The organism is Streptomyces yunnanensis (assembly GCF_029011865.1).
Classification (GTDB): Bacteria; Actinomycetota; Actinomycetes; order Streptomycetales; family Streptomycetaceae; genus Streptomyces; species Streptomyces yunnanensis.
This window is the reverse complement of the sequence record NZ_CP095749.1, coordinates 3,632,943-3,651,444: the sequence shown is the minus strand read 5'-3', so window position 1 is coordinate 3,651,444 and position 18,502 is coordinate 3,632,943. Positions and strand designations below refer to the sequence as shown.

Here is an 18,502-nt window from a genome sequence, read left to right as displayed (position 1 = left end):
GGGCCCCGGGTGGACGGACCCGGGCGCGGTGCGGCGGGTCAGGCGGTGCGGACGTGGGCGGCGGCAAGCTCGGCCTCGCGGACGACGCGGGCGGTGTCCACGTGCAGCAGTTCGCCGCGGGCCTTGCGCAGATGGCCGTCGACGAAGACCTCGCTGACGTTCGGCGGCTGGCCGTTGAGGACGATCTGGCTGGTCCAGTCGAAGCGCGGGGCGAAGTTGAGGGTGCCGGGGTCGAGGACGACGACGTCGGCGCGCTTGCCCGGTGTCAGCGACCCGACCCGGTCCGCCATCCCGATGGCCTCCGCGCCGCCCAGGGTCGCCATCCGCAGCACCGCCGGGATGGTGGGGTGGATCGCGGCGTCCTCGTGGCGGGCCCGCTGGAGGCCGACCGCGGCCTTCATCACGTTGAACATGTCCGAGGTGTCGTTGGTCCCGCCGTCGTGGCCGAGCCCGGCCTTGACGCCGTGCCGGTGGAACGCCGGCAGCGGGCAGATGCCGGACGCCAGCCGCATGTTGCTCAGCGGGCAGTGCGCGATCCGCACGTCGTGCTCGCCGGTCAGCGCGATCTCCTCGTCGGTGAGGTGGATCGCGTGGTTCATCAGTAGCCGCGGGCCGAAGGCGCCGGCCTCGCGCAGCGAGCGGATCGGGTCGTCCTTGCGGTCGCCGCGGTTCTCCAGGACGTGGGAGTTGAGCATCACGCCGAGGTCCCGGGCGAGCGCGTGCAGCGTGCGCAGGTCCGCCAGCTGTGACATCCCGGCGCGGGCCGCCACCTGGACGGAGGCCAGCGGCAGCGGGTCCAGGAGGTCCCTTTTGATCCTGGGGATGAGGTGGGCGTCGGCGGCGCTCTGGGCCGAGGCGTAGACGAAGCGCAGCCCGGCGTCGTCCAGCGCCCTGACGTAGCGCTCGCTGGTGTCGTAGGGGATGGGGTGCACCCAGTCGACGACGGTGGTGACGCCCGCCTGGAGGGCGTCGAGCGCGGCCAGGTGGACGAAGCGGTACATGTCCTGGGGGTCGATCTTGGGGAGGGTGGCGCGGTTGCAGTCGTGCATCCAGCCGTAGAGGCCCTCGTTCGCGCAGCCGCCGCGGATGCTGGACTGCCACAGGTGGTTGTGCAGGTCGACGAAGCCCGGCAGGACGATCCGGCCGCGGGCGTCCAGCACGCGGGCGCCGTCGGGGGCGGCCAGGCCGTGGCCGACCGCGGCGACGGTGCCGTCCCGCAGCAGCACGTCCACGCCGTTCTCCAGCTGGCCCAGGGGGCCGCTGCCCAGGCGGGGGTCCATGGTGAGGACCAGGTCCGCGCCGCGCAGCAGGGTCGTGCGGCGGTGGCCGGGGTCCTCCGCCGGGCGGCCGGGGCGGTCCTGGGCGAGCTCGGGGAAGCCGGCAGCGGCGGCCAGGGGAACGGTGCTCAGGCCGGCCAGGACGCTCCGCCGGCTCATATGTGGAAGATTCATTCCGTTCTTATACCGCGGCTGTTCGAATTCACCGTAAGGGGGTTTTGAGTCATGCGACGTGACGTCAGAAGTACGGCAAGTCGGGCGACTTGGGCGCCGCCCGGGTCATTCGGCCCGTCGCCGGATCTTGTTCCCGAGCCACACCAGAGGGTCGTACTTGCGGTCCGCAGTGCGCTCCTTCAGCGGGATCAGCGCATTGTCGGTGATCTTGATGTTCTCCGGGCAGACCTCCGTGCAGCACTTGGTGATGTTGCAGTAGCCGAGCCCGTGTTCGTCCTGCGCGGTGCGCTTGCGGTCCACGCCACCGGCCGGCGCGGCGTCCAGCGGGTGCATGTCCAGCTCGGCGATCCGCATCAGGAACCGCGGGCCGGCGAAGGCGCCCTTGTTCTCCTCGTGGTCCCGGACGACGTGGCAGGTGTTCTGGCACAGGAAGCACTCGATGCACTTACGGAACTCCTGCGACCGGTTCACGTCCTCCTGCTTCATCCGGTACTCGCCCGGCCCCAGTTCCGCGGGCGGCATGAACGCCGGGATCTCCCGTGCCTTGGTGTAGTTGAAGGAGACGTCGGTGACCAGGTCGCGCAGCACCGGGAAGGTCCGCATCGGGGTGACGGTGATGGTCTCGGCGCGCCCGAAGACCGACATCCGGGTCATGCACATCAGCCGCGGCCGACCGTTGATCTCCGCGCTGCACGAACCGCACTTGCCCGCCTTGCAGTTCCACCGGACCGCGAGGTCGGGCGCCTGGGTCGCCTGGAGGCGGTGGATGATGTCCAGCACCACCTCGCCCTCGTGCACCTCCACCTCGAAGTCCCGCAGCGCGCCGCCGTCCGCGTCGCCCCGCCACACCCGGAAGTGCGCCTGGTAGGCGCCGGACCGCTGCTCCGCCTGCTGCTCGCTCACCGGCTCAGCTCCTCGTCCGTCAGATACTTCACCAGCTCGTCCTTGTCGAAGAGTTCGAGGAGATCGCGGCGGATCGGCGGGGTCTCGCGGCGGGAGAGCCGGATCTGCCCCAGCACCGGATCCGCCTCGCCCTGCTCCGCCCGGTAGTCGGCCAGTTCGCAGACCAGGTTGACGTTGCGCCAGTGCCGGTCCATCTGTGGATGGTCGTCGCGGGTGTGTCCGCCGCGGCTCTCGGTGCGCTCCAGGGCCGCCCGCGCCACGCACTCGCTGACCAGCAGCATGTTCCGCAGGTCCAGGGAGAGGTGCCAGCCCGGGTTGTACTGCCGGTGGCCCTCCACGCCCGCCCGGCGGGCCCGCGCCCGCAGCTTCGTCAGCCGGTCCAGCGCCTCGGCCATCTCGCCCTCCCGGCGGATGATGCCGACCAGGTCGTTCATCGACTGCTGGAGCTCCTGGTGCAGGGTGTACGGGTTCTCCGCCGGGCCGCGGCCGTCCTCGGCGCTGAACGGGCGCAGCGCCTCCGCCTCGGCGGCGTCGATCTCGCGCGGTTCGGGGGCCGGCCGGGCGCGCAGCCCACCGACGTACTCGGCCGCGTACAGCCCCGCGCGGCGGCCGAAGACCAGCAGGTCGGAGAGGGAGTTGCCGCCCAGCCGGTTGGAGCCGTGCATCCCGCCGGCCACCTCGCCGGCGGCGAACAGCCCCGGCACCCCGGTCGCCGCCGCGGTGTCCGGGTCCACCTCCACGCCGCCCATCACGTAGTGGCAGGTCGGGCCGACCTCCATCGGTTCGGCGGTGATGTCCACGTCCGCCAGTTCCTTGAACTGGTGGTGCATGGACGGCAGCCGGCGCTTGATCACCTCGGCCGGCATCCGGGTCGACACGTCCAGGAACACCCCGCCGTGCGGGGAGCCGCGGCCCGCCTTGACCTCGGCGTTGATGGCCCGCGCGACCTCGTCGCGGGGCAGCAGTTCGGGCGGTCGGCGGTTGTGCTCGGGGTCCTCGTACCAGCGGTCGCCCTCGGCCTCGGTCTGGGCGTACTTCTCCTTGAAGACGTCCGGGATGTAGTCGAACATGAACCGCTTGCCGTCGGTGTTGCGCAGCACTCCGCCGTCGCCGCGCACCGACTCGGTGACGAGGATGCCCTTGACCGACGGCGGCCAGACCATCCCGGTCGGGTGGAACTGGACGAACTCCATGTTGATCAGCGGCGCGCCGGCCAGCAGCGCCAGCGCATGGCCGTCGCCGGTGTACTCCCAGGAGTTCGAGGTCACCTTGAACGACTTGCCGATGCCGCCGGTGGCCAGCACCACGGCCGGCGCCTCCAGCACGAAGAAACGGCCGGACTCCCGGTCGTAGCAGAAGACGCCGCAGACCTTGCCGTCCGCCTTCAGGACGCGGGTGACGGTGCACTCCTGGAAGACCTTCAGCCCCTCCTCGTACGAGCCGGAGACCCGCTCGTCCTCCTGCTGGAGCGAGACGATCTTCTGCTGGAGGGTGCGGATCAGCTCCAGGCCGGTCCGGTCGCCGACGTGCGCCAGCCGCGGGTACTCGTGGCCGCCGAAGTTGCGCTGGGAGATCCGGCCGTCCGGGGTGCGGTCGAAGAGCGCGCCCCAGGTCTCCAACTCCCAGACCCGGTCCGGGGCCTCGCGGGCGTGCAGCTCGGCCATCCGCCAGTGGTTGAGGAACTTCCCGCCGCGCATGGTGTCCCGGAAGTGGACCTGCCAGTTGTCGTGCTCGTTGGCATTGCCCATGCTGGCCGCGATGCCGCCCTCGGCCATCACCGTATGGGCCTTGCCGAACAGGGACTTGCAGATCACCGCCGTCCGCATGCCCGCCTCACGGGCCTCGATGGCGGCACGCAGCCCGGCGCCGCCCGCCCCCACCACGACCACGTCCCAGGTCTGCCGGTCCACATGCGCCATCAGCGGCACACCTTCCCTCGGTTCTCGTCGGAGTCCGTGGATTCCCGCGGACTCCCTCGGATGTCGTTCGTCAGAAGAAGCGCGGATCCTCGAACGCGCCGCTGGCCAGCAGGAAGACGTAGAAGTCCGCCAGCGCCACGCTGATCAGCGAGGACCAGGCGAGCAGCATGTGGCGCGCGTTGAGCCTGCTGACCCAGCCCCACAGCCGGTAGCGCACCGGGTGCTTGGAGAAGTGCCGCAGCCGACCGCCGACGATGTGCCGGCAGGAGTGGCAGGAGAGGGTGTAGGCCCAGATCAGCCCGATGTTGGCGAGGAAGATCAGCGAGCCCAGGCCCATATGGCCCCAGCGGTAGTGGTCGTCGCGGAAGGTCAGCACGGTGTCGTAGGTGAGGACGCCGGCGACCAGCACCGCGAAGTAGAAGAAGTAGCGGTGGACGTTCTGCAGGATCAGCGGGAAGCGGGTCTCGCCGGTGTACTTCCGGTGCGGCTCGGCGACCGCACAGGCCGGCGGGGAGGCCCAGAAGCCGCGGTAGTACGCCTTGCGGTAGTAGTAGCAGGTCAGCCGGAAGCCCAGCGGGAAGATCAGGATCAGCAGGGCGGGCGACAGGCCCCACCAGCTGCCGAAGAGCGCCCAGTTGGGGCCGCCGCGCATGGTGTGGCAGTTGTCCGCCAGGCACGGCGAGTAGAACGGCGAGACATAGGGGGCGTGGTAGTAGTCGGCGTTCGCGAACGCACGCCAGGTCGAGTAGACGACGAACGCGAGCAGCCCTGCGGCCGTGCATGCCGGCGCCAGCCACCAGCGGTCGGTGCGCAGGTGGCGGGCGGGGATGGCGGCGCGCGAGGCATCGTGCACGCCGGTCGGGCCCGATTGCGATGCGGGTTCGATGCCAGTGGCCATCGTCGGTCTCCGTCCTCAGGGCGCGTGCCGGTCCTTGGCGCCCAGGCCCTCGTCCTCGGCGTCCGTCCACAGCGCGGCGTTGTAGGGGGTGTCCGGGATCGGCACCATCTCGTCCTCGGCCGCCTCCGGCCGGCCCGGCGGGGCACCGGCCAGGCCCTGCTTGAGCAGCGCCAGGCTCTCCCGCAGATGGTCCGTGTCGCTGCGGACCCGGCGGACGTCCAGCCCGCCACCGATCCGCGTCTGAAGTTTTCCGACCGCCTGGACCAGGGCGTCCAGGCTGCGTTCAACCGCCGTCAAGTCGTCCTGTACGGACATCACATGCCCTCACTTCGTGAGCGTGGTGGGCGATCTCATGCGCCCGAGAGTGTCGCGCGTCACAGTAGGGCTTGGGAAGGGGGCAGGCGCGAGTACGACTCGAACCGGTGCGTTGCGGGACCGCCGTACCCTGCGCTACGCCGAACTCCGGTGCGAAACGAGCCGGTACGGCGGCCCGCGGAGTTCCCGGCGCGCTCCCCGCGTCCGTCAGCCGGACGAGTCGCAATTGGGCCGGGCGGGTGGCCTTGCCCGGACCCCCGACGTGTCGAACGAGCCGGGCCTGGGCGGTCACCTTCAGTAGGGAGCCCATAGATGTGATGAGCCGCAAAGTCGGCCGAACGTGTTGCTGCGGCTCGGCGCGGCGCGGGCGAGCCCGGAGGGAACAGTCATGACCGACCACGTCAGCCCAGGCGGCGCGGTGTGCCGGAGGCGCCGCTGTGTCGCGCTCGTCGCGGTGGGGGTGCTGCTCCCGCTGCCGGCACTGGCCGGATGCAGCCAGGGCGACACCGCGCCCTCCGTCGCCCAGTCCCAGGACATCGCGCCGGCTCCGCGCGGGTCGGTCAAGGACGGCGGTACGGTCCGCTGGGCGATCGACTCGCTGCCCAGCACCTTCAACGCCTTCCAGAGCGACGCCGACGCGGCCACCGCCCGGGTCACCGGCGCCGTCCTGCCCAGCCTGTTCACCCTCGACGCCAACGGCCGGCCGCAGCGCAACGCCGACTACCTCGCCGCCGCCGACGTCAGCGCCCGCGAGCCGCGGCAGGTGGTCACCTACAAGCTCAACGCCAAGGCCCGCTGGAGCGACGGGCGGTCGATCACCGCCGCGGACTTCGTCGCCCAGTGGAACGCGCTGCGCGGCAAGGACAACGCCTACTGGACCGCCCGCAACGCCGGTTACGACCGGATCGCCAAGGTCGCGGCGGGCGCCACACCGCGCGAGGTCAAGGTCACCTTCGCCCGCCCGTACGCCGACTGGCAGTCGCTGTTCACCCCGCTCTACCCGAAGAGCGTGATGGGCGACGCCAACGCCTTCAACGACGCGGCACGGGAGAAACTCCCGGTCGGCGCCGGCCCGTTCCTCGTCCAGAAGCGGGACGCCGACCACCGCACCGTCACCCTCGTCCGCAACCCCCAGTGGTGGGGCGACCGGGCCAAGCTCGACCGGCTGGTGCTCACGGCGCTGCCCCGGAGCAAGCGGGCCAAGGCGCTGGCCGCCGGGGCGGTCGACGTCGCCGCGGTCGACCAGGCCGCCGCCAAGCGGGTCGCCCAGGCCGCCGGGCCCCCCGCGGCCAAGGGCGCGGACGCCAAGGCCGAGGGCCGGGACGCCGCCGCCCGGAAGGCCGCGCTGCGCGGCTACACCATCCGCAAGGCCCTGGAGCCGGCCTACACCCAGCTCGCCCTCAACGGCAGCGCCGGGCCGCTCGCCGACCAGCGGGTGCGCCGCGCGGTGGCCCGCGCGATCGACCGGCAGGCGCTCGCCGACACCGTCCTCAAGCCGCTGGACCTGCCCACCAAACCGCTCGGCAACCACCTGCTGATGGCCGGCCAGCACGGCTACGAGGACCACAGCGACGCCCTGGGCGACACCGACTCGGGCGAGGCCAGGAAACTGCTCGCGGAGGCCGGCTGGAAGCCCTCCGGCGGGTCCGCCGGGCAGCCGGCGGGGGAGGAGCAGGCCGGCGCCGGCCGGGCGGTCACGCCGGACCGGGCCGCCGACGGGGACGGGTACTCCGAGGACCCCCGGGCGGACGAGCCCGGCGACGGCACCGCCGTGGACCAGTCCGGCGACGCCGGGTCCGACGGCCGCAACCCGCACCGGCCCGGCGCGGTCGACGACCGGGACGGCGCCCGCCCGGCCGCCGCCGAGGCGCCGCTGTCCTTCGCCGGGGCGGTCGGCTCCGAGGTCCAGCAGGCCGCCCTGCTGCGGCAGAGCGCGGGGTTCTACAAGGCCGAGGCCGCCCAGCAGAAGGTGGCGGCGGGCGGGGACACCGCTTCCCCGGCGTACCGCAAGTACCGGCGGTACAAGAAGCGGGCCGCGCAGGTGCTGGGCGCCGCCGAGCGGATCGAGACCGGGCAGGCCCCGCACCTGCCGGGCGCCGCCGCCGGCCACGCCGCCGCCCTGTGGTCCGGCACCGGCCTGCTGCACGCCCGGCCGGCCGACGCCGGGCGCTCCTCGCAGGCGGCGGCCGGCCGGGCCCCCGGCGCGGCGCCGGTGCTGCGGAAGGACGGCCGGCCGCTGGCGCTGCGCTTCGTCCTCCCCGAGGGTCCCGGCTCCGAGCAGCTGCGCACCGTCGGCCGGCGGATCTCGGGGATGCTGAACCGGATCGGGGTGCAGACCACGATCCAGCAGGTGCCGGACTCCAGCTACTTCCAGGACCACATCGCCTCCGGCGACTTCGATCTGGCGCTGTACTCCTGGCCCGGCACCGCCTACCCGGCGACCGACGCCCGGCCGATCTTCGCCAAGCCGCAGCCGGCGCCGGACGGCTCGCTGACCGTCGAACAGAACTACACCCGGGTCGGCACCGACCACATCGACCAGCTCTTCGAGCAGGCCGCCTCGGAGCTGGACACGGACGCCGAGCACACCCTGGTCGAGCAGGCCGACGCCCGGATCTGGGCCGCAGCCGGCTCGATCCCGCTCTACCAGCGGCCGGAACTGGTGGCCACCAGGAAGTCACTCGCCAACATCGGCGCGTTCGGCTTCGCCACACCCCGCTTCCAAGACATCGGTTACACGAAGTAGGGGTTGCGCCAGAGCTAAAGTTCGATAAGAAACCGCAGGTCAGAGGTGGTGCGTACGGGCTGGGGCGGCCATTGCCGCCGCAGCCCCGTACCATGGGGTGAGGCCGTGGCGTGTCAAGCCCGGCAGGGCCGCGTAACACAGACGTACGCGCAGCCGTCCACTCACTTCGGGAGTACGCCGCAATATGGCCACGCGCCACGACATCCGTAACGTCGCCATCGTCGCCCACGTCGACCACGGCAAGACGACCATCGTCGACGCCATGCTCAAGCAGGCCGGCGCCTTCGCCGCGCACCAGCTGGAGTCCGTCGACGACCGCGTCATGGACTCGAACGACCTGGAGCGTGAGAAGGGCATCACGATCCTCGCCAAGAACACCGCGGTGAAGTATCACCCGAAGGACGGCGGGGAGCCCATCACGATCAACATCATCGACACCCCCGGCCACGCCGACTTCGGTGGCGAGGTCGAGCGCGGTCTGTCGATGGTCGACGCGGTGGTCCTGCTGGTGGACGCCTCCGAGGGCCCGCTCCCGCAGACCCGCTTCGTGCTGCGCAAGGCGCTGCAGGCCCGGATGCCCGTCATCCTGTGCATCAACAAGACGGACCGCCCGGACTCCCGCATCGACGAGGTCGTCAACGAGACGTACGACCTGTTCCTGGACCTGGACGCGGACGAGGAGCAGATCGAGTTCCCGATCGTCTACGCGTGCGGCCGTGACGGCATCGCGTCGCTGACGAAGCCGGAGGACGGCACGGTCCCGGCCGACTCCACCAACCTGGAGCCGTTCTTCTCCACGATCCTGGAGCACGTCCCGGCCCCGACCTACGACGAGACGGCCCCGCTCCAGGCGCACGTCACCAACCTGGACGCCGACAACTTCCTCGGCCGTATCGCGCTCCTGCGCGTCGAGCAGGGCGAGCTGCGCAAGGGCCAGACCGTGGCCTGGATCAAGCGCGACGGCACGGTCTCGAACGTCCGCATCTCCGAGCTGATGATGACCGAGGCGCTCACCCGCAAGCCCGCCGAGGTCGCGGGCCCCGGTGACATCTGCGCGGTCGCCGGTATCCCCGACATCATGATCGGCGAGACGCTGGCCGACCCGGAGAACCCGATCGCGCTGCCGCTGATCACGGTCGACGAGCCGGCCATCTCCATGGTCATCGGTACGAACACCTCGCCGCTGGTCGGCCGCGGCGGCACCGGCAAGGGCGCCGCAGCCAAGACGGCGGTCAAGGACCGCAAGGTCACCGCCCGCCAGGTGAAGGACCGCCTGGACCGCGAGCTGATCGGTAACGTCTCGCTGCGCGTCCTGGACACCGAGCGCCCCGACGCCTGGGAGGTGCAGGGCCGCGGTGAGCTGGCGCTGGCCATCCTCGTCGAGCAGATGCGCCGTGAGGGCTTCGAGCTGACCATCGGCAAGCCGCAGGTGGTCACCAAGGAGATCGACGGCAAGGTCCACGAGCCGGTCGAGCGCATGACGATCGACGTGCCCGAGGAGCACATGGGCGCCGTCACGCAGCTCATGGGTGTCCGCAAGGGCCGCATGGACAACATGTCGAACCACGGCTCCGGCTGGGTCCGCATGGAGTTCGTGGTCCCGTCGCGCGGCCTCATCGGCTTCCGTACGGAGTTCCTGACGCAGACCCGCGGCACGGGCATCGGCCACTCCATCCACGAGGGCCACGAGCCGTGGTTCGGCACGCTGACGACCCGTAACAACGGCTCGCTGGTTGCCGACCGTGCCGGTGCCGTCACCGCCTTCGCGATGACGAACCTGCAGGAGCGCGGCGTGCTGTTCACCGACCCCGGCACCGAGGTGTACGAGGGCATGATCGTCGGCGAGAACTCGCGCGCCGACGACATGGACGTGAACATCACCAAGGAGAAGAAGCTCACGAACATGCGCTCCTCCTCGGCCGACTCCTTCGAGGCGATCGTCCCGCCGCGCAAGCTGTCGCTGGAGCAGTCCCTGGAGTTCTGCCGCGACGACGAGTGCGTCGAGGTGACCCCGGAGGCCGTCCGCATCCGCAAGGTCGTCCTGGACCAGAAGGAGCGCGGCCGCACCGCCTCGCGCGCCAAGCACGGCTGACGCGACCCGCGCCACGGCTCTTCCCGGCGCCCCGTCGGACCACGGTCCGGCGGGGCGCCGCCGTATGCCCGTAGGGCTTGTCCGCACACGGGTCGGTGACCGGGGGTCGGTCATCCGAGGGGTTTCCCGGGGGTTCGGAGCAGTGGCGGCCGGTGCCGAGGTGCGCTATGCCACGGTTTGGGCTCTGATGTGGGCTACGTGTGGTCCCCGTGACTACGTGTGACCCGGAGTCCGGACCGTAAGGAGGCGCCATGCGCGGAGCCGTGCGCGCGAAGTGGGCCGTCTGCGCGGGGGTGCTGGCCCTCGTGGCCACCGCCTGCGGGGGCGGGACCGCCGGGCCGGGCGGCTCCGCCGTGGTCAGCGCCTCCTGGGGGGACCCGCAGAATCCGCTGGAGCCGGCCAACACCAACGAGGTGCAGGGCGGCAAGGTCCTGGAAATGCTGTTCCGCGGCCTCAAGCGCTACGACCCCGGGACCGGCGCCGCGGAGAACGTCCTCGCCGAGAAGATCGAGACCACCGACGCCCAGCACTACACCGTGACGCTCAAGCGCGGCTGGACCTTCAGCAACGGCGAGAAGGTCACCGCCAAGTCCTTCGTGGACGCCTGGAATTACGGCGCGCTGCTGGACAACAAGCAGAAGAACGCGCCCTTCTTCCAGTACATCGACGGCTTCGACAAGGTGCACCCGGACAATGGTTCGGCCACCGCGAAGACCCTCTCCGGACTCCGGGTGAAGGACGACCACACCTTCACCGTCGCCCTGAACCAGAAGTTCTCCAGCTGGCCGGACACCCTGGGCTATTCGGCGTTCATGCCGCTGCCCCAGACGTTCTTCCGCGACCACGCCGGCTGGCTGGCGAAACCCATCGGAAACGGCCCGTACGTGGTGGATTCGTACGCCAAGGGCAGCGTGCTGAAAATGCGGAAGTGGACGAGGTACCCCGGCTCCGACCCGGCGCAGAACGGCGGCATCGACCTCCGCGTCTACACCGACAACGAAACCGCCTACACCGACCTCCAGGCCGGGAACCTCGACCTGGTGGACGACATTCCGGCCTCCCAACTGAAGAACGTCCGGGCGGATCTGGGAGACCGGTACCTGAATCAGCCGGCCGGGATCATCCAGACCCTCACCTTCCCCATGTACGACCCGCGGTGGAGCACATCGGGCGCGGCGCAGGTGCGGCGCGGCCTGTCGATGGCGATCGACCGGGGGCAGATCACCAAGGAGATCTTCCAGAACACCCGCACCCCGGCCACCGACTGGACCTCACCGGTACTGGGCGTCAAGGGCGGCTACAAACCGGGGCTCTGCGGCGAACCCTGCGAATTCAACCCGGCGAAGGCCCGGCAACTCATCAAGGACGGCGGCGGAATTCCCGGCGGCCGGACCACGATCACGTACAACGCCGACACCGGCTCGCACAAGGACTGGGTCGACGCGATCTGCAACAGCATCAACAAGACGCTGGGGGACGACAAGGCGTGCGTGGGGAATCCCGTCGGCACCTTCGCGGACTTCCGTAACAAGATCAGTGCCAAACAGATGACCGGGCCGTTCCGGGCCGGCTGGCAGATGGACTACCCACTGATCCAGAACTTCCTCCAGCCGCTGTACTACACCGGTGCCTCCTCCAACGACGGAAAATTCAGCAACCCCGAATTCGACAAGCTCGTCAACCAGGCGAACGCCGCCCCGGACACCCGGCAGGCGGTGGCGAAATTCCAGGACGCGGAGCGGATTCTCGCCCGCGAGATGCCCGCCATCCCGCTGTGGTACCAGAACGGCAGCGGCGGCTATTCGGACCGGATCAGCAATGTGCGGCTCAATCCGTTCAGCGTGCCGGTCTACAACGAGATCACGGTCGGTTGACCACGGAGGCAGGCGCGCTCATGGGACGTTATGTGATCCGGCGGCTGCTCCAGATGATCCCGGTGTTCATCGGCAGCACCTTTCTGATCTTCCTGATGGTCTACGCACTGGGCGACCCGGTCGCCGCGATGTTCGGCGACCGGGCGCCGGACCCCGCCACCGCGGCGCAGATCCGCCACGACCTCTACCTCGACCAGCCGTTGTGGAAGCAGTACCCGCACTACATGGGCCAGATCTTCCAGGGGAACTTCGGCATCGCGTTCAACGGCCGACCGGTCACCGAGCTGATGTCCTCGGCCTTCTCCGTGACCCTCCGGCTCACCCTGGTCGCGATCGTCATCGAAATGGTGGTGGGCATCGCGCTCGGGGTGTTCAGCGGACTGCGGCGCGGCCGGGGCATCGACACCACCGTGCTGGTCCTCACCCTCGTCGTGGTCTCCGTGCCGACCTTCGTCAGCGGCTATCTGCTCCAGTTCGTCTTCGGCGTGAAGTGGGAATGGGCCGCGCCGACCGTCGCCCTGGACGCACCGCTGGGTCAACTACTGCTGCCCGGGCTGGTGTTGGCGCTGGTCTCGCTCGCCTACGTCACCCGGCTGACCCGCACCTCGATCGCGGAGAACGCCCGCGCCGACTACGTCCGCACCGCCATCGCCAAGGGCCTGCCCCGGCACCGGGTGATCACCCGTCACCTGCTGCGGAACTCCCTGATCCCGGTCGTCACCTTCATCGGCACCGACATCGGCGCGCTGATGGGCGGCGCCATCGTCACCGAGCGCATCTTCAACATCCACGGCGTCGGCTACCAGCTCTACCAGGGCATCCTCCGGCAGAACTCGCCCACCGTGGTGGGCTTCGTGACGATCCTGGTGCTGGTCTTCCTGATCGCCAACCTGCTGGTCGACCTGCTCTACGCCGTCCTCGACCCGAGGATCCGCTATGCCTGAGTCCCACGTGCCCAAGGAAGCCATCGGCCACGGCGACGGCGGCACCGCCGCGCTCGCCATCGGCGAGGCGGAATCCCTCGAACGCGCCCCCGCCGCCCGGCCCCTGCCCCCGGGCGGCGAACCCACCGGCAAGCCCCGCAGCCTGTGGAGCGACGCCTGGCACGACCTGCGCCGCAACCCGGTCTTCGTGGTCTCCGCGCTGGTCATCGTCTTCCTGGTGGTCATCGCCCTCTGGCCGCAGCTGATCGCCACCGGCAACCCCTACCGCGCCGACCTCGCCAAGGCCCAGCAGAGCGCCGGCCCCGGCCACCCCTTCGGCTACGACACCCAGGGCCGGGACGTCTACACCCGGGTCGTCTACGGCGCCCGCGCCTCCATGACCGTCGGCACCTGCGCCACCGCCGGCGTCGCCCTCCTGGGCGGCCTGCTCGGCGGCCTGGCCGGCTTCTTCGGCGGCTGGTGGGACACCCTGCTCTCCCGGCTCGCCGACATCTTCTTCGGCATCCCGGTGCTGCTCGGCGGGCTGGTCTTCCTCTCCGTGGTCACCAGCACCACCGTCTGGCCGGTGATCGGCTTCATCGTGCTGCTCGGCTGGCCGCAGATCGCCCGGATCGCCCGCGGCTCGGTCGTCACCGCCAAGCAGAACGACTACGTCCAGGCCGCCCGGGCCCTGGGCGCGGGCAACGGGCGGCTGCTGCTGCGGCACATCGCCCCCAACGCCGTCGCCCCCGTCATCGTCGTCGCCACCATCGCGCTGGGCACCTACATCGCCCTGGAGGCCACCCTGTCCTACCTCGGCGCGGGCCTGAAACCGCCCACCGTCTCCTGGGGCATCGACATCTCCGCCGCCTCCACCCACATCCGCAACGCCCCCCACATGCTGCTCTGGCCCGCGGGCGCGCTGAGCATCACGGTGCTGGCGTTCATCATGCTCGGCGACGCGGTGCGCGACGCCCTCGACCCCAAGCTGCGCTGAGGAGGCGGTGGAGATGACCAACGGCGGCGCGCCCACGGCGCAGCCCCTGCTCGACGTCCAGGACCTGGCGGTGGAGTTCCGCACCCGGGACGGGGTGGCCAAGGCCGTCAACGGCGTCAGCTACACCGTGGCCGCCGGCCAGACGCTGGCGGTGCTCGGCGAGTCCGGCTCCGGCAAGTCCGTCACCGCGCAGGCCGTGATGGGCATCCTCGACTCCCCGCCGGGCTTCGTCACCGGCGGCCGGATCCTCTTCCAGGGACGCGATCTGCTCACCCTGGGCAAGGAGGAGCGCCGCAGGATCCGTGGCGCGAAGATGGCGATGATCTTCCAGGACGCGCTCTCCGCGCTGAACCCGGTGCTCAGCGTCGGCACCCAACTCGGCGAGATGTTCCGGGTGCACACCGGGACGTCCCGCAAGGAAGCCCGGGCCAAGGCCGTCGAGCTGATGGAACGGGTCGGCATCCCGGCGGCCCGGGCGCGGGTGGGGGACTATCCGCACCAGTTCTCCGGCGGTATGCGCCAGCGCATCATGATCGCCATGGCGCTCGCCCTGGAACCCGACCTGATCATCGCCGACGAGCCGACCACCGCCCTGGACGTCACGGTCCAGGCCCAGGTCATGGACCTGCTCGCGGAGTTGCGCCGGGAATACCGGATGGGCCTGATCCTGATCACCCACGACCTGGGCGTGGTCGCCGACGTCGCCGACACCATCGCCGTGATGTACGCGGGCCGGGTCGTCGAGACCGCCCCGGTGCACCAGCTGTACAAGGCGCCCGCGCACCCGTACACCCGCGGCCTGCTGGAGTCCGTCCCCCGTCTGGGGCACAAGGGCCGGGAACTGCACGCGATCAAGGGCCTGCCGCCGAACCTCACCGCCATCCCGCCGGGCTGCGCCTTCCACCCCCGCTGCCCGCTGGCCCGCGACGTCTGCCACACCGACCGCCCGCCGCTCTACGACGTCGGGCCGGGCCGGACCAGCGCCTGCCACTTCTGGAAGGAGACGCTCGATGGCGCCCGGTGAACCCCTCCTCGAAGTCCGCGACCTGGTCAAGCACTACCCGCTCACCCAGGGCGTGCTGATCAAGAAGCAGGTGGGCGCGGTCAAGGCGGTCGACGGGGTCTCCTTCGACCTCGGGCAGGGCGAAACCCTGGGCATCGTGGGGGAGTCCGGCTGCGGCAAGTCCACCGTCGCCCGGATGCTGGTCGGCCTGGAACGGCCTACGGAAGGTCACATCCGTTACCGCGGCGAGGACATCACCCGGCTCTCCGGGCGCGCCATGAAGGCCGTCCGGCGCAACATCCAGATGGTGTTCCAGGACCCCTACACCTCGCTCAACCCCCGGATGACGGTCGGCGACATCATCGGCGAGCCCTTCGAGATCCACCCCGAGGTGGCGCCCAAGGGCGACCGTCGGCGCAGGGTCCGAGAACTCCTCGAAGTCGTCGGCCTCAACCCCGAGTTCATCAACCGCTATCCGCACCAGTTCTCCGGCGGTCAGCGGCAGCGCATCGGGATCGCCCGCGGCCTGGCCCTCCGCCCGGAGATCATCGTCGCCGACGAGCCGGTCTCCGCCCTCGACGTCTCCGTCCAGGCCCAGGTCGTCAACCTCCTGGCCCGGCTCCAGGCCGACTTCGGGCTCTCCTACGTCTTCATCGCGCACGACCTGTCCGTCGTCCGGCACCTCTCCGACCGGGTCGCGGTGATGTACCTCGGCAGGATCGCCGAGATCGGCACCGGCGAACAGATCTACGACCACCCCACCCACCCGTACACCCAGGCGCTGCTCTCCGCCGTCCCGGTACCCGACCCCGGGGCCCGCGCCCACCGGACGGGGGCGTCTGCCGGCGAGGGCCGGGGGCGGATCCTGCTGAGCGGCGACGTCCCCTCCCCGGCCGACCCGCCGTCCGGCTGCCACTTCCGTACCCGCTGCTGGAAGGCGCAGGAGCTGTGCGCACGGGTCGAGCCGCCGCTGGCGGTCCCGGCGGCGTTCCAGGACGCCACCGGCCCGGCGCGGCACGCCTCGGCCTGCCACTTCGCGGAGGAACGACGGGTGGTGCCGAGCGAGTAGTCGGTGGACGGGGGAATGCGAAGGAGCCCGCCCCCAGGGGGAAGCGGGCTCCTTCGGCGTCCTACGGGTGCGACGGGTCAGCTCTTCGCACCGTCCGCGCCGTTCGCGCCCTCGGCGGCGGCCTCCTCGATCGCCGCCAGCGCCGGGTCCAGGATGATGTCCTCGCCGCGGGACGCGGTCGTCGGCTCCTCCGGGAAGTGGCAGGCGGTCAGGTGGCCGGCGTCGTTCCGGGCGATCTGGATCAGCGGCGGCTCCTCCGTCGCGCACTTGTCCTGCGCCTTCCAGCAGCGGGTGCGGAACCGGCAGCCGGACGGCGGGTTGACGGGGGAGGGGACGTCGCCGGCGAGTCGGATCCGCTCGCGCTCCTCCTCGCCCTCCTCGGCCAGCTTCGGCTCGGGCACGGCCGAGAGCAGGGCGTGGGTGTACGGGTGGCGCGGCCGGTTGTAGATCTCGTCGCGGGTACCCACCTCGACGATCTTGCCGAGGTACATCACCGCGACCCGCTCGCTGAAGTGCCGGACGATCGCAAGGTCGTGGGCGATGAAGATGAACGCGATGCCCAGTTCGCGCTGGAGCTCCTGGAGCAGGTTGACCACCTGCGCCTGGATGGAGACGTCCAGGGCGGAGACCGGCTCGTCCGCGACGATCAGCTTGGGCTCCAGGGCGAGCGCCCGGGCCACGCCGATGCGCTGCCGCTGACCGCCGGAGAACTCGTGCGGGAAGCGGTTGTAGTGCTCGGGGTTGAGGCCCACGGTCTCCAGGAGTTCGCGGACCCGCTTCTCCCGGCCGCCGACCGGGTTGATCCCGTTGATCTCCATCGGCCCGCTGATGATCGTGCCGACCGTCTGCCGCGGGTTCAGCGAGGCATACGGGTCCTGGAAGATCATCTGGATCTCGGAGCGGATCGGCGCCAGCTGCTTGCGGTTGGCGTGCGTGATGTCCTGACCCGCGTAGGTGATCCTGCCCGAGGTGGGCTCCATCAGCCGGGTGAGCAGCCGACCGGTGGTCGACTTGCCGCAGCCGGACTCGCCGACCAGGCCGAAGCTCTCACCGGCGTGGACGGTCAGGTCCACCCCGTCGACCGCCTGGACGGCGCCGACCTTCCGCTTGAACGGGAAGCCGCCGTAGATCGGGAAGTGCTTGGTCAGTCCCTCGGCGGTGAGCAGGGGCTCGCCCTGGGTGGCCGCGGCGGCTCCGGGCGCGGTCAGGGTGTCGTTCTTGGCCATGGTGGTAGCTCCCTAGCCCAGCCGGGGCTTGATCTGCTCGGTGAAGAAGGTCTGCTTCTGCTCTGAGGTGAGGTGGCAGGCGGCGGCCCGGCCCGGCGCCAACGGCGGGCGCTCGCCGGTGCACAGGCCGCCGTCGACCTCCGCGGTGAACGCGCAACGCGGGTTGAAGGCGCAGCCCGACGGAGGATTGAGCAGGCTCGGCGGCGAGCCCGGGATCGGGTGCAGCTCCTCGTTGACGTCCGAGGAGAGCCGGGGCATGGAGCTGAGCAGGCCCCAGGTGTACGGGTGCCGGGGCTCGGTGAGGATCTCCCGGACCGAACCGCGCTCCACCGCCCGGCCGCCGTACATCACCAGCAGGTCGTCGGCGACGTCGGCGACCACGCCCAGGTCGTGGGTGATCAGGATGATCGCGGAGCCGAACTCCTGCTGGAGGTCCTTGAGAAGGTCCAGGATCTGCGCCTGGACGGTGACGTCCAGGGCGGTGGTCGGCTCGTCGGCGATCAGCAGCTGCGGGTTGCAGACCAGCGCCATGGCGATCATGGCGCGCTGCCGCATACCGCCGGAGAACTGGTGCGGGTAGTCGTCCACCCGCAGGTTGGGCTGCGGGATGCCGACCTTGGTGAGCATCTCGATCGCGCGCTGCCGGCCCTCGCGCTTGCTGGCGCCGGTGTGCTTCATGAACGGCTCGGCGATCTGCCGTCCGACGGTGTAGTACGGCGACAGGGCGGTCAGCGCGTCCTGGAAGATCATCGCCATCTTGTTGCCCCGGAGCTTCTCCAGGGTCTTCTCCTTGGCGCCGGTCAGCTCCTGGCCGTCCAGGTGGATCTCACCGGTGATCTCCGTGGCCTTGGGGTTGTGCAGCCCCAGCACGGCGAGGTTGGTGACGGACTTGCCGGAGCCCGACTCGCCGACGATGCCCAGGGTCTTGCCGCGCTCCAGGTCGAAGGAGAGGCCGTCGACCGCCTTGACGATGCCGTCCTCGGTGGAGAAGCGGACATGCAGGTCGCGGACGGAGAGGAAGGAGCCGGTGCCGGATCCGTTCGGGGCCGGCGTCTCCTCGGTCTTGGTGGGTGTGGTCACGACAGG

Annotated in this window: 14 protein-coding genes; 7 read left to right on the top strand and 7 right to left on the bottom strand. The window is 70.7% G+C overall.

Annotated features, from left to right (window positions below):
• Positions 1-38: 38 nt before the first annotated feature.
• The 5 genes from MOV08_RS15785 to MOV08_RS15765 form a co-directional block, all read right to left on the bottom strand.
• Positions 39-1,436, bottom strand: coding sequence for an amidohydrolase family protein (locus tag MOV08_RS15785; RefSeq protein WP_275307802.1), 1,398 nt, complete (start codon positions 1,434-1,436; stop codon positions 39-41).
• Between the two features lie 120 nt (positions 1,437-1,556).
• Positions 1,557-2,354, bottom strand: coding sequence for a succinate dehydrogenase/fumarate reductase iron-sulfur subunit (locus tag MOV08_RS15780; RefSeq protein ID WP_275307801.1), 798 nt, complete (start codon positions 2,352-2,354; stop codon positions 1,557-1,559).
• Positions 2,351-4,273 (bottom strand): fumarate reductase/succinate dehydrogenase flavoprotein subunit, encoded by a 1,923-nt coding sequence (locus tag MOV08_RS15775; RefSeq protein ID WP_039640896.1) that lies wholly within the window; start codon positions 4,271-4,273, stop codon positions 2,351-2,353. The genes MOV08_RS15780 and MOV08_RS15775 overlap by 4 nt, the downstream gene beginning before the upstream one ends.
• 70 nt (positions 4,274-4,343) lie before the next feature.
• Positions 4,344-5,171, bottom strand: coding sequence for a hypothetical protein (locus MOV08_RS15770; RefSeq protein WP_039633112.1), 828 nt, complete (start codon positions 5,169-5,171; stop codon positions 4,344-4,346).
• 15 nt (positions 5,172-5,186) lie between these two features.
• Positions 5,187-5,486 carry a hypothetical protein gene (locus MOV08_RS15765; RefSeq protein ID WP_039633110.1) on the bottom strand — a complete coding sequence of 100 codons (300 nt, stop codon included), beginning with the start codon at positions 5,484-5,486 and terminating at the stop codon, positions 5,187-5,189.
• A 388-nt stretch (positions 5,487-5,874) separates the two neighbouring features.
• Here MOV08_RS15765 and MOV08_RS15760 point away from each other — a divergent pair, with 388 nt between their 5' ends.
• From MOV08_RS15760 to MOV08_RS15730, 7 genes are all read left to right on the top strand, one after another.
• Positions 5,875-8,232 (top strand): ABC transporter family substrate-binding protein, encoded by a 2,358-nt coding sequence (locus tag MOV08_RS15760; protein ID WP_275307800.1) that lies wholly within the window; start codon positions 5,875-5,877, stop codon positions 8,230-8,232.
• Positions 8,233-8,416: 184 nt separating this feature from the next.
• Positions 8,417-10,324, top strand: a complete 1,908-nt coding sequence (gene typA, locus MOV08_RS15755) for a translational GTPase TypA (protein WP_039633106.1) — start codon at positions 8,417-8,419, stop codon at positions 10,322-10,324.
• A gap of 251 nt (positions 10,325-10,575) precedes the next feature.
• Positions 10,576-12,198: a peptide ABC transporter substrate-binding protein gene (locus MOV08_RS15750; RefSeq protein ID WP_275307799.1), complete on the top strand. Its 1,623-nt coding sequence runs from the start codon at positions 10,576-10,578 to the stop codon at positions 12,196-12,198.
• 20 nt (positions 12,199-12,218) lie between these two features.
• On the top strand, positions 12,219-13,142 hold the full coding sequence (locus tag MOV08_RS15745) for an ABC transporter permease (protein WP_039640894.1): 924 nt from the start codon (positions 12,219-12,221) through the stop codon (positions 13,140-13,142).
• Positions 13,135-14,118, top strand: a complete 984-nt coding sequence (locus MOV08_RS15740) for an ABC transporter permease (RefSeq protein WP_039633103.1) — start codon at positions 13,135-13,137, stop codon at positions 14,116-14,118. Before MOV08_RS15745 ends, MOV08_RS15740 begins: the two co-directional genes overlap by 8 nt.
• Before the next feature lie 13 nt (positions 14,119-14,131).
• A complete protein-coding gene (locus MOV08_RS15735) occupies positions 14,132-15,142 on the top strand; it encodes an ABC transporter ATP-binding protein (RefSeq protein WP_275307798.1) in 1,011 nt (336 codons plus the stop codon).
• Positions 15,129-16,190, top strand: coding sequence for an ABC transporter ATP-binding protein (locus MOV08_RS15730; protein ID WP_275307797.1), 1,062 nt, complete (start codon positions 15,129-15,131; stop codon positions 16,188-16,190). The genes MOV08_RS15735 and MOV08_RS15730 overlap by 14 nt, the downstream gene beginning before the upstream one ends.
• A 77-nt stretch (positions 16,191-16,267) precedes the next feature.
• On the opposite strand, the gene MOV08_RS15725 is transcribed toward MOV08_RS15730, so the two are convergent.
• The gene (locus tag MOV08_RS15725; protein ID WP_039633097.1) at positions 16,268-17,416 is read right to left on the bottom strand and encodes an ABC transporter ATP-binding protein; all 1,149 of its coding nucleotides are present in this window, start codon (positions 17,414-17,416) and stop codon (positions 16,268-16,270) included.
• Positions 17,417-17,428: 12 nt separating this feature from the next.
• Entirely contained in the window at positions 17,429-18,496 is a 1,068-nt protein-coding gene (locus tag MOV08_RS15720; RefSeq protein ID WP_073443631.1) for an ABC transporter ATP-binding protein, read from the bottom strand.
• Positions 18,497-18,502 lie beyond the last annotated feature (6 nt).